The 12,497-nt window shown below is 65.3% G+C and carries 7 protein-coding genes; all 7 read right to left on the minus strand.

Annotated features, from left to right (window positions below; translation table 11 throughout):
- Window positions 1–16: 16 nt before the first annotated feature.
- Window positions 17–640, minus strand: a complete 624-nt coding sequence (locus tag D7X12_RS10315) for a C2 domain-containing protein (RefSeq protein ID WP_120625096.1) — start codon at window positions 638–640, stop codon at window positions 17–19.
- A 103-nt stretch (window positions 641–743) separates the two neighbouring features.
- Window positions 744–1,415 (minus strand): hypothetical protein, encoded by a 672-nt coding sequence (locus D7X12_RS42325; protein ID WP_147443599.1) that lies wholly within the window; start codon window positions 1,413–1,415, stop codon window positions 744–746.
- A 5-nt stretch (window positions 1,416–1,420) separates the two neighbouring features.
- Window positions 1,421–3,115 carry an SIR2 family protein gene (locus D7X12_RS10325; protein ID WP_158620018.1) on the minus strand — a complete coding sequence of 565 codons (1,695 nt, stop codon included), beginning with the start codon at window positions 3,113–3,115 and terminating at the stop codon, window positions 1,421–1,423.
- Window positions 3,116–3,202: 87 nt separating this feature from the next.
- On the minus strand, window positions 3,203–4,765 hold the full coding sequence (locus tag D7X12_RS10330; protein WP_120625099.1) for an SNIPE associated domain-containing protein: 1,563 nt from the start codon (window positions 4,763–4,765) through the stop codon (window positions 3,203–3,205).
- A 30-nt stretch (window positions 4,766–4,795) separates the two neighbouring features.
- Window positions 4,796–9,982 (minus strand): DUF4011 domain-containing protein, encoded by a 5,187-nt coding sequence (locus D7X12_RS10335; protein WP_120625100.1) that lies wholly within the window; start codon window positions 9,980–9,982, stop codon window positions 4,796–4,798.
- Window positions 9,983–10,475: 493 nt separating this feature from the next.
- Window positions 10,476–11,465, minus strand: a complete 990-nt coding sequence (locus D7X12_RS10340; RefSeq protein ID WP_244224469.1) for an alpha/beta fold hydrolase — start codon at window positions 11,463–11,465, stop codon at window positions 10,476–10,478.
- Window positions 11,466–11,586: 121 nt separating this feature from the next.
- Window positions 11,587–12,438 (minus strand): IS66 family transposase, encoded by an 852-nt coding sequence (tnpC, locus tag D7X12_RS43435; protein ID WP_120625101.1) that lies wholly within the window; start codon window positions 12,436–12,438, stop codon window positions 11,587–11,589.
- Between the last annotated feature and the right edge of the window lie 59 nt (window positions 12,439–12,497).

Here is a 12,497-nt window from a genome sequence, read left to right on the forward strand (position 1 = left end):
GGTGCCCGGGTGCGGGTTACATCTCTGAATAGGTGTGGGAGAGGTCGATGTAGAGGGAGATCACCGTCTCCGGGATGGTGAGTTCGACCCCACCCAGGTTCAGGTCTTCAGGGGTGACCTGGTAGTTGATGGTGCCGATGGTGTCGTCGAGGGTGAACGGGTCGACGTCGATGACGGCAATCTCAAGGGGGTTCTTGAGGAGGTTGGAGGTGATGACCTCACAGCCGCCGGTGGACCAGATGGGATTGAAGCTCGTGGACTCGGGCGTGCGGGAGAGTTCGGGCGCAGAGGGGCAGCGCATCTCGACGACGACGTCCGGAGGCGAGCCATCCGAGTCCCACTCCTCGTCATCCGGAGGCTGGAACGAAACGACGGAGGCCTCGAGCGGCTGCACCCGCGTCCGCATCACGCCCGGGATGCACACGGTCTTGCCCAGGTGGCACACGTTGCCGTCCGCGCAGACTTCACAGGCGCTCCCACCACCAGGGCCACAGGCGGTGTCACTCGGGTAGCGGATGCACTCGGCCTGCGCGGTGCAACACCCGTTCGCACAGTTCTCCGGGGTGCACTCCGAAGGTCCACAGGAGGGGAGGAACAGCGCGAACGACAGGGCGAAGAGGAGGGTGCCGAGGGTTTTCATGAGAGCGGCGGAGCACCCTAGCAGACCCCGGGGGGCTGGCCCTCAATTAGAGGCAAGGGCAACCTTCCCGGAGGTGACGACAATCCTCCTGAACTGGATCCATCTACTCGGTCAAATAGGTGGAGAGCTGGAAGACGAGGGACGTGATGGCCTTGGGGACTTGGAGTTCCACTGAGCCGCGTTCTAGGTCTGCCTGGGTCAGTTGAAACTGTGCGGTGGTAATCTCGTCGTTGAAGAAGGAATCGACGTCGATCACCTTGAACCTGATGGGTGCCGAGAGGAGGTCCAGAGAGAGGATGTCACAGCCTCCTTTGCTCCACTGCGGGGTCAGGCTCTCTACCTCCTCCGTGAGGGAGACTTCAGGCTCTCCCTTGGGGCAGGTCAGTTCGACCATGACATCCGGAGGGGAGCCATCGATATCCCAGTCGCTTTCGTCGTTGGGATCAAGCGCCACCAGCGAGGCGCGCAGTGCCCTGACCTGTGTGCGGATGATTGGCGTGAAACACTCCTGCCGTGAAGGGTGACACGCCATCCCGGAAGTGCACTTCGAGCAGATGCTGCCATTGAGTCCACATGCTGCTGGTCCCCGGGTGGTGACGCACTTGCCCGTCTCCTGGTCGCAGCACCCGAGCGAACAGTTCGCAGACGTGCAGGACTCGTTGAGGGGAGGCGGTTGCTCGGTGACAGGAGGGCCCTCAATGTCATCCCCGTGTTCTGGGCAGCCGGTCAAGAACATGAAGGACGTCACGCAGAGAAGAGGGAGGATTCGATTCATGAGTGTTATCGGGGGCCATTCAGCTGAAGAGATAGGACGCGGGCTCCGTTGTCTTGGCGCACAGTCGCGGTGGCCAATCGAGCAACAGGAATACTCGCGGGGTGAGGCAGTTTGTCACTTTGGACCGGAGCGAGGTTGATATTGGCGGGTCGCCCAGTTGCCAGCTCGGCATTGCTCCGAGGATCAACATAGCCGACGAGAAAGAGTTCGTTGGCGGGAGTGCGATGCACTTCGATGCCATCTCTGAAGCCGGTGAATATCGGAGTTGCGGCATTGAACGATGTGACCGATTCCATTCGAACAAAGCCGTACCGGCCTCTGGGGAGTTGGTCGATGCGCGAACCTCGTTCAAGCGGAGATGCAGGCGACACCCGATGTTGTTGGCGCAGGACACTGAGCGCTCCAAAAGGCGCCACCACAGGGCGGAAGACGGGTTTCTGCTCGACGCGAATTGCATTCACGGGAGGTGGCAGATCCGTTCCAGTTTCTCTGCGTTCGACTTCCCGCTGCGTCACGATCGCTAATCCCCCTGCGAACAATGGAATTGCCACGAGCGCAACGAGCTTGCCGGGGTTGGACCGACTCTCCTTGGGAGGAGGCTCCGTTGACGTCTGCGCCGTGGTTGACCCTGCCCGAGGAGAGGGGTGTGGGCGGGATGGTGCATCCTGGTGAGGTGGTGCCGAGTTGGCGATGGGCTTCGTTGTTGGCGAAGTGCCGATGCCACCTCCACTCAACGGCGGAGAGCTGTCTGCGCCACTTGATGCTGGGGCCTGCGCGGGAGCCGTAGCCGGGATGTCACGGGTTCCAAAATCGTCACGGAGCTTGGCGAAGAGCTCATGGCAGTTGATACCACCATAGAGACGAAGCTGGTTCCTTCCAGTCAGTTCCCTGACTTTGGTGAGGAAATGCCTATTGCGAGCTTGGACGACGTCGGTTTCGCTATCGAAAAACGCCCACAGGATGTCGATATTCCGGTGGCGATCGGTGTTGATGGACGACAAGGTCTGAGTGAAGACGTCATCCCATCCACCGTATCCGACGACAACAAGAGTGTGGGTGCTTAGAAGGTTTTCGATGTCGGCGGTGACGCGTTTGCGTTCGCGGGCGATCTCGATGGGGGTGTGAAGAGTTTCTGCGTTCAGCCAATAGCCGTGGAGATGAATGATGTGCGCGACGTTCGTAGCTGAGAGCTTGGCCTGACTGAATGGCTCATCACGATCAAGGACGGTCCGAAGGAACTCTCCTCGTGCCACCTTCACTGATGCGGAGATGAGGGGGTCGAAGTTGGTCGTCAGGATGGGGCCAAAGTGGTTCGGATGCTCCGCGAGCAGCTTGCCGAGATGAAGCGTCGCTGGAGGCAGCGCCCATCCGCCGAAATCGTCATCGAGCTGGGCATCTGTGAGCCCTGCATCCCGCTGCGGATTCGTTCGTGCTAGACGAACTGCCTCGCGAATGACCTCATTGGCCACGCCGCGATTGCTGCGGTCTTGAAGGAATTTCATCGCCCACTGATAGGCGTTATCCTTTCCAGCCTTGAGTTCCGCGTTGAATTGCTCAAGGTGCTGGGCTGGGATGCGCTTACGAATGAGCTGGAGCATCGCCGACACCCCCGGCACCTGGGGAGCATCGGCTTTCTCCTGCATTGATAGGGGCGAGCCGACAAGAAATGCGATTTTCTTGTTATGGGTGGACGCCTGCAAGGCGCTGCGAAGCGCATCCAATGGTGGAAGGTGACTCTCAGAGGCCATTGGTCATGAAGACTACCAGACGAATGCATTTTTCCGAGTTCACGCCGCCTTCTCTCGGAGTGAACCCCGCTCCTCTTCTTGGAGCGCCAAGGTCTTGCGGTACTCCTCGGCCTCCGCGAGCTGGGTCAGTTCAAACTCCCCGTGGTGCTTGCGCACCGCAGCTGCAATCTCCTCCAGGCTGACGCGGAAGAACTCCTTGCGCTCGTTGATGCGATTGACGCGCCGGTCCGTGAACGTGCGGTGCAGCGCGCTCTCCAGTGCCGGTGCATCCGAAGTCCGGATGATGGCGTGGACATCGAACTCAAAGGGGACGGAGGCGTCTCCCAGTTCGTCGATGCGATCCTGCGGCACCAGGCGCCGCGTCATCCCCAGCTTGTAGACGCCTTCCCCGAACGAGCCGATGTTGGAGATGACGTAGACGTGCCCTGTCCGGGTGAGCTGTGCCTGGGAGATGGCCCGCTGCTTCTCCAGGTCCTCGGCGACGCGTCGTTCCAGCTCCGCGATGCGCTCCAGCAGCTTCTGCTGTTCCGAGCCCTTGGCCTGCTCGTAGTCCGCCCTCGCCTTGGCCAGGGCATCCGCATCGCGCTTCGCTTCACGCTCCGCTTCCAGCTTCGCCTTCTCCAGCTCCCGCTGGGCCGCCTCTTCCTCGCGCATCTGTTCCCGGATGCGACGTTGCTCGTCCCGCTCCTTCTGGACCTTCTCCGCGTACTCATACGCGAGGCGAAGCTCATCCACCTTCAATTTCACATACCGCTTCGCGATGACGCACCGTTGAATCTCCGCGAGGCCATTGATGGCCTCCGCCGACTTCTCGATGCGGGTCTCCATGGCCTTCACGTTCTTGTACGTCACCTTCGCGACGCACGCGTCCGCCTCCCCGTTGAAGGCCCGCAGCAACAGCTTCAGCGTTCGGTCGGTCTGCTTCTTTCCCTCTGCCTTGCTTCCATTGACCTCCCACTGGAGGGAACACGTCGCCGCCTCCTTGTCCTTCAACATCTTCTTCTGGGCCTCGCGGATCGTCTCCAGCCGGTCCTCGTACTCCTTCACGGAAGAGAAGGCATACACGGGCTTGTAGAAGCCGAAGGAGAGTAGGACCGCCTCCTCCTCCAGTTCCTTCAGCTCCGCCCTCAATCGGGCGATTCCGGACTCCAGGCCAGTCCGCTCCGTATTCGCTTGCAGACGCCGGGCCTCTGCTTCCGCCATGGCGCGGGTGGCGCTCTGCGTCGTCCGAGAGGTCTCGTCGCGAATCCGTGTCAGCTCCTCCTTCGCCCGTGTCTGCTCGGCGGCGATGGCCTGTTCGACATCCACCTTCGCTCGCGCAAGCTGGGTTTCCACCCGCTTCTGCTCCGCCGCCAGCGCGCTGTCCGCCTCGCTCCGGGCTCGGGCCAACTCTTCGCGGACGCGCTTCTGCTCCGACGCCATGGTGGCTTCCGCGTCCGTGCGGGCGCGCGTCAGCTCCTCCGCGACCCGACGCCGCTCGGCTTCCAGGTCCAGGATTGGCTTGAACCGCTCCTGCAATGCCCGGAGCTGGCTCCGGCTCTTGAGCCACAATCCCACGAGTAACAGGGCCAGGACTCCCAGCCCGATGGCAATCATTGACATGGACGTCTCCTGGTGGATCAGGGCAGGGGTTCAGGCGCTCACGGAGCGCATCTGGCTGTCGGCCGGAGCTTCTTCAGGGAGCACTTCGGGTAGCGTTTCCGCATCCTCGTCCCGGAGCAGGGCGTTGATGCGAGCGACAATCCGCGCCGCTTCTTCCGTGGGGGACTTGAACCAGTCCGTGGACCAGATGCGGTGGAGCCGCCAACCCAGGTTTGTCAGCACCTGGTCCCGCAATCGGTCGCGGTCCCGCGCGGACCGTGAGCAGTGGTAGCGCTCGCCATCGCACTCCACGCCCAGGATGTAACGGCCCGGCTGACGGGGATGCCGGATGGCCATGTCGATGAAATAGCCCGCGACGCCCACCTGCGGCACGACCTCGTAGTGGTGGGCTGCGAGCACCTTCGCCACCGCCACCTCGAAGTCCGAGTCCGGCGGCCTTCCACTTCCCACGCCGTGGGCCACCGGCGTCCCCTGGGCCTCGAACAGGTAGCGCTGCAGCACGCGCATCCCCCGGGGACTGCTCTCCTGCACCTTGAGCTCCGCGGGGTCGAACGAGGCGAACACCGTCAGCGCGCACCGGGCCCGGGTGAAGAGCACGTTCAAGCGGCGGTAGCCGTCCGCCTGGTTGATGGGGCCAAAGTTCTGGCGGAAGCGCTTCTCCCGGTCCCAGCCAAATGTGACCGACACGAAGATGGCATCGCGTTCATCGCCCTGGACGTTCTCCAGATTCTTCACGTCGAAGGGGAAGGGGGACTTCGCCCATTTCGACAGGAAGGCCGCGAGTTGGGGATCCTTCTTCTCCTCGGCCAGCACGAGTGCATCGATGAGTTCACGCTGCTTCGAGTTCAGCGTGACCACCAGCAGGCTCTGCTCGGGACGGGTTCTCGCGTGCTCCCCCACGGCCTTCACGACGGCACGCGCTTCGGGCTCGTTGCGATTGGATTCATAGAGCCCATCCTTCACCCGTTCAAAACGCAGACCCAATCCCTCCAGGTGCTGCCCGGGCGCCGGGAAGACGATGAGGTCTCCGTTGTAGAACTCGCGGTTGCTGAAGGAGATGAGGGCAGGATGACGTGAGCGGTAGTGCCAGCGCAGCATGCGCATGGGGAAGCGCTGCGCGGCCGCCACCAGGATGCTCTCGGATTCGTCCAACAGGGAGGGACCTCGCACCTCCTCTGCGTCCGCGGCTTCGCCCGCCACCTCATCGTCGTCCCGTTCGAGCTGCGCGAAGAAGCTCGTGGGCGGAAGCTGCTCCGGGTCTCCGACCACCACCAGTTGGCTGCCCCGGGCGATGGCTCCCAGTGCATCCTCAGGCCGCAGTTGGCTGGCTTCGTCCATCACCACCAGGTCGAAGCGCAGGTGTCCGGGCGGCAGGTACTGGGATACGGACTGCGGACCCATCATGAAACAAGGCATCAGCGCCTGGAGTGCGCCTCCCGCGCGCTGCACCAGTTCGCGGATGGAGACGTGGCGCTGTTTCTTGCCCAGTTCGTGCTGGATGAGATGCACCTCCGTCAGCCCGGCCACCTTCTGCGAGTGCATGCCTTGCGGCACCGGACGGTTGCTGAGTTGATGCGCCAGATTCGGTCCCTGCTGGCCGATGAGCTGTTGGTCGAGTCGCGCGAAGTCTTCCCGACGTGCAGCGTGAGCGACCCCGGAGAATTGATCGAGTTCGGGTTGGTCTCGCAGCACGGACTCGGCGAGGGAACGGAAGAAGACGGCTTCGAACGCCACCAGCAGCCGGGGCGCCAGCGAAGGCCGGGTATCGATTCGTTCGAGAAACGTCGTGGCGATGCGCAGGCGCGCCACCGCGTGTCGATGCCTCAGGTAGGACGCCCAACCGTGGAGGGTGTTCGAGCGCTCGAGTGCGCTCCGCAACCGCAGCACCGTAGCCGCCAGCGGCGCCTCGCTGATGGCATCGTCCTCCCAGGTCCCGGCTGCCATCTGACCCAGCTCCTTGGCCCGGGTCGTGGCGTCACGGTACGCCCGAAGCCGCGTCTCCACCTCGCGGGCCCGCGTGACCAGGTCCGCGTGGCGTCGCGCCGTGTCCTCCCGGAGCAGCCAGGTCGCGAGGCCTTCGGGGAGGGGCGCCGCGAGTACGTCCTCGGCGTATTGGAGCGCCGCACGGGGACCGGCCGAGAGCGTCTTTCGTCCCAGGGGCCCTGACCCAAGCAGTGCTGACGCCGTGGCGTGGTCCGACAGTCGGTCCACCGTTTCGCAGGCCTTCCGAACGGCACGCACCTGGACCTGGAGCTGGGCCAGGGGCAGCAAGGGTGCCGCATCTCCCTTCCGTCCCCAGCCCAAGACCTCACCCAGATGGATCCGGAGCGCATCCAGGCTGGCGTGGACCTGGGACGCGAGTTCGGTGTTCCAGGTCGTCTGCCGCAAGTTGATGCGCGCGGCTGCTTCCTGCACCACCGTGCTGATGTTCCGGGCCTGGGCGTGTGCCTCCTCCCGGGACGCGGCCCTGGCGAGGGCCTCCCGCCACTGGCCCGCTGGCAGTTCCAGGGCTGCCCGTGCCAGTCCTTCGCCGCTGGCACCCATCGGGCGCAGCAAGGCTTCCACCTTCCTCCAGCCATCCATCCACGCCAGGAGCCGATCAAAGCGAGTCTCGGTCCCCTGGAAGCGCGCACCCAGGAGTTCCCGCACAGGCCCCTCTGTCTGGAAGCGCTCGCGGGCCGCGTGGTGCGCCAGCAGGTCGTTGTACGCCAGCCTCAAGACGGGTCGGGTGGGCCGGAGGCCGTGGGCCATGGCCTGGAAGTCGCGGCGCGCGGACCGCCAGCCTCGGGAAAGCCAGGGGATGAGGGGCGCCGTTGCGACGGCGATGGCGTGCGCCTTCAGGGTCTCCAGCGGTGGGACCAACTCGGACATGAAGCGGACGGCCAGTCCCCGTGCCTGCTCCTTCAGCTCCGCGCAGGTGCTCGCTGCTCCGCGGAGCGTCTCCTCTGCCTCCCGGGTGACCCAACGGGGATCGCGCCAATCCAGGGTGCCGTCGTCCAGCTCCGCCATCACATCCACGAGCCGCGCGAGTGTCTGGATCACCGCGGGCGTCATGGGCCCTTCAAGGCCCAGGGTGGGGGCGACGGCTTCCGCGAACTCGCGTCCCCGGTCGACCGCCACCGAGGCCTGCTCCACGACTTCCCGTGCTCGGGCCAGGGTGAGCAGGGTGGTCTCTGGAGTGAAGAGCCGCAGGCAGGTGTCGAGCACTGTTTCCGCGCTTCGCAGGGCGTCTGTTGTCAGGTCCTCCCTCGAACTCCATCCGGCTTCCAGGCTCATCCACTGCCGCTGCGCCGCTTCGAGGGCGTCGAGCAACGAGCGCAAGCCCGTTCGGTTCGAGGCTTCAAGGAGTGCAGGAAGCAGTCCTGGAGGCGTGAGGTCGGGCGGTCTGGGCAGCAGCCGCATCGCGGTCACCAGGGCATCCGCTGCGAGGGCGCTGTCACGGACCGTCACGCCCGTGAGAGGTGCCAGCGTCGCCAGGGCTTCCATCAGGCGCAGCGCGGCGTCCTTCCACGCGGAGCACCGCTCGACGAGGGACTGGCTGTCCTCGGCGGTCAGTCCAGGATTCGTGACGCCGGCCCAGGGATGCTCGGAGGGCAGGGGCGCGACGCGAAGGATGTCCTTGAGCTGTGCCGTCAATCCGCGGAGCGCTTCGCGCACATCTTCCAGCGCCGTGGACGACACGCTCGCGGGAGCCTCGACCCGTACGTTTCGCAGCGACGCGAGGTCATCGCCCAGCTCCGTTTCGGCCCTTCCGACCTTCCAGAAGATGTCATGCGGCGTCAGTCCCAGCGCGCCGTAGGGCGTGTGCAGTCGAACGGTATGCGCACGCAGGACCCCGACGGCATTCGCGACCTGCGGTTCCAGGGATCGTGTCGTGACGGCTGCGTGTCGCTGCTGCACCCGTCTTCGCAGGTCCTCCATGAACTGTTGCTTCTGGGTCTTGTGGCTGTGCAACTCCAGGCAGAAGTCGCCAAGCCCTGCCTGCTGGAGCCGTCGGGACACGACCTCCAGCGCCGCCATCTTCTGGGTGACGAACAGCACCGTCTTGCCCGCCGCGAGGGCCGCACCGATGAGGTTGGTGATGGTCTGCGACTTCCCCGTGCCCGGCGGGCCCTGTACCACCAAACTCTCTCCGCGCAGCACGTCCACCAGGACGCTGTGCTGGCTGCTGTCCGCGTCCGTGATGAGTGGGGGGACTTCAGGCGCGAGCGTCGGCGAATCCAGGTCGTAGACCTCGCTCCGGCGTTCCACGAAGGACTTCGTGCCACGGCTCGTGGACTCCTTCTCCTCCTTGGCGCCCAGCAGGGTGCGGACCTGGGGGCTGGCCAGCAGCGGGCTCGACTCCGGCCAGCGGCTCGGCTCCAGGTCCCGCCACATGAGCAACCGTCCAAAGGACAGCAACGTCAGCGTGACTTGGCGCTCCAGGCCCCAGCCCGGGCGCCCATTCGCGAGGAGCGCGTTCACCTTCGCGAAGTACGCTTCCAGTCCCGCGTCCGGGTCGAAGGAGGGCAGCGTGATGCCAAACTCCTGCCTCAGTTTCTCCTGGAGCGTGAGGTTCAGCTCGATGGTCTCTCCTTCGTTGTAGTCCACGTCGTAGCCGTGGACCTGCGTCTTCGGGTCTGGCGGCCCACGCCGGAGGCTGACCGGCATCAGCACCAGCGGTGCGCTGCGCGGTTTGGCTCTTTCGGTATCACCCGACTCGTACCAACGCAGGAAGCCGAAGACGAGGTGGAGCAGGTTCGCGCCCGTCTCCTGGATCGCCGTCTGTGCGAGCCCGTGCAGTTGGCGCAGCTGCGCCTCCAGTTCCTCGGGGAAATAGAGCGTCTGGAGATGGCGGTCCTGGTGTTTGCGCGAGGCGGATCCACTCGCCGGAAGCGCCGGGGGGAGGTCGAAGCGGGTGTCGATGCCCAGGCGTTCGGCTTCCTGGAGCGCCAGCCGCTGCCGGGACACGGGCGGCGCGACGGCCTGCATCGTGAGCATGCCAGGCTTGGGCTCCTTCGCGGGAGGCACCTGCGCGGGCTCGGGAACCGGGAGGAACGTGAGCGCACGGTGGTTGCTCAGTCGCTCGAAGATGACTCCGGGAAGTTCGTCCACGAGCCGCAGCGAGGTCCGCGCCGTGTGCCTGAAGTGGAGGAGGCGGTTGGACGCACTCAGGTCCAGGAGCCGGGTGCGCTGCCGTTCAAGCTCCTTCAGCAGGACCGGATCGTGCGGAGTCATCGGTGCGTGCCCCTCCCCGGGTCGTCATGGGAGGGCGACCTGGCACCCTGGTTCTGACCCATTCCTCGCGCCAGCGGCATCCCCCGGGAGGGGTATGGACACGCCCACGAAAAGTAACAGCTCGCCGCGCCCCGTCTGGACGGGGCGAGGATGAGCCCGCCGGGCATTGAAGCACGGCGCGGTGGCGTCAGTCGGAGCTGGCCGGGAGCGTGGCGGTACCGGGATTCTCGATGGCGGCAAGGGCGGCGCGCAGCAGGTAGCATCCCGGGTCTTCACCGCGCAGGCGAGCCATTTCCCCCAAGCAGGGGCGAGGCCGGAGCCGGAGGAAGAGAGCCCGTCCTTTGCCGCGACGAGGGAGGAGCCGAAGAAGGAGCGCACACCACGATTGGACTCTCGCCAGGCTGCTACGCAGGACGGAAAGCGCTGGACGTGTTCGCTTGCTCGAAGTGTGGAAACAGGAGATGCGCTCATCCAGCGCGCCTTCGCCGCCCTTTCAAAATGTCTCGAGGAAGGTCTTCATCTCGCGCAGCACCTCGTCATGGTTGGTGAGCCAGACGTAGTGCCGCGCGTGCTCGAGCTTGATGCCCTTCCAGTTCGGCATGCTCATCACGCTCAGCATTTCGGCGTCCCGCTGGAGCGCCCTGGCCCTCAGGTTCCTCAACTTCTCCTGCACGGGAAGGTCCATTTGGGAGAAGCCTGGGAGGTCCTCCGGCCGCCCGAACCGAGGCTGATCCACGTAGAGGAAGAGCACGGCCGCCGTCACGGCCGCGAAGTCCACCTTCGAGAAACCCTTCATCACCCGCTCCTCCGCGTGCGGCCACTTGCGGTCGCGCAGGTAGTGCCCGGTCTTCGGATCGAACTCGTTCGTCTCGTCGATCTCGTGCGCGGGGAACGCTCCTCCGACGTCACTCGCGACCGCGGCGGCGAGCGCGGCGCGTGAGGCCACGTCCTCGGGAGCGGGCTCGCTCGGAGGAGGCATGGGCAGGACCGTAAGGAGCTCCGCCAGCAGGTCACCGTTGGTCTTCACGTCCAGGTAGACCACCTTCTCCACGCGCTCCGGGTGATGGGTTGCCACCCAGGTGAGCTCTGGCCCGGCGGCGGAGTGGCCCACGAATGACGCCTTCGCGATTCCCAGCCCCTCCAGCACCCGGACGACGTCCTCGCCCAGGGTGGCGGTGTCGTAGCCCTGCTCGGGCCAGCTCGACGAGCCAAACCCCCGGCGGGTGACGGCGTAGACGTGATGGGCCGCGGTGAACTCCGGCGCGAAGGTGTCGAACACGTGGCCCGTGTTGCCCAGGCCCGACAGGAAGACGAGCGCGGGTCCCTGGCCTCCGAAGTCGAGCAGCTCGAGCTCGACCCCCTCGGCCACCTTCACCCGCTTCACCTGATGCAACGCGCTGGAGTCGGCAGAAGCCGGGACCGGGACGGACTTCGTCGTCACACAGGCGAACAGCGGCAAGCAGAGGAGGAGGAGTTTTCGCATGGACTGACTCAACTACAGGAATGCGGAGACCACCAGGGAAGCCCATGGGTAACAGCTCGCCGCGCCCCATCTGGACGGGGCGTGGATGAGCCCCCGCCCGGCTTCGATGGGCGCGGTGGTGTCAGTCGGAGCTGGACGGGAGCGTGACGGTGCCGGGAGTCTCGATGGCGGCGAGCGCAGCGTGCAGCAGGTAGCGCCCCGGGTCCTCACCGCGCAGGCGGGCCGTCTCAATCAGCGAGTAGAAGAGGGCCGCCACCTCGGTGCCGCGCAGCGACTTGGAGCCGTAGTGATTCTTGCGGCCCACCACCATGTCGCGCAGCTGCCGCTCCACCAGGTTGTTGTCCAGCGGCACCCATGGGTTGGAGAGGAAGACGGTCAGCCCACTCCACAGCTCCAGCATGTACTCGAGCGCCTTGCGCAGAGCACTGCCTGGCAGCGAGCGCTGGGTCAGCGCCCACTCGCGGATGGCAGCCACCAGCGGAGCGGACTTCTCCTGTCGCACCGCGAGCCGTTGCGCCAGTGCCGCGGCCTGTTGCTCCCCCTGCAGTACGTGCGGTTGTGGGCGGTCGGCCTCAATGGCATACAGCTGGCCAATGAGCGACAGCACCTCGGCGCACACGGGGGCCACTCTCTCGGCCTCCACGAATTTGCGTCGCACGTGGGCCCAGCAAGACACCAGGGAGCAGGAGGCTGGCCCATCCGCTCCAGGCTTCGTCACCGTCTGGTAGGCGGCGTAGCCATCCACCATGACGACGCCCGCGGAGTCACCGAGTACCAGCTTCGCGGTGGCCCCGGAGCGACTGGGCAGAATCCGGTAGCGGGGAGGAGAAGACAACCGCGGGCAGCGCCTCGTAGCTGGGCTGCAGGTGGTGGGCCAGCGCGTTGAGCTGGTCCCAGAGCGTCTGGCTGTCCACCACCAGGCCCTCTCGCTGAAACATGCGCTCCTGGCGCGCCAGTGGCAGGTGGAAGCCATACTTCTGCAGGGCGACGTGGACGGCGAAGTCCACCGAGTAGCGGCCCCCCCTCAATGAG

It is taken from the genome of Corallococcus sicarius (genome assembly GCF_003611735.1).
Taxonomy (GTDB): domain Bacteria; phylum Myxococcota; class Myxococcia; order Myxococcales; family Myxococcaceae; genus Corallococcus; species Corallococcus sicarius.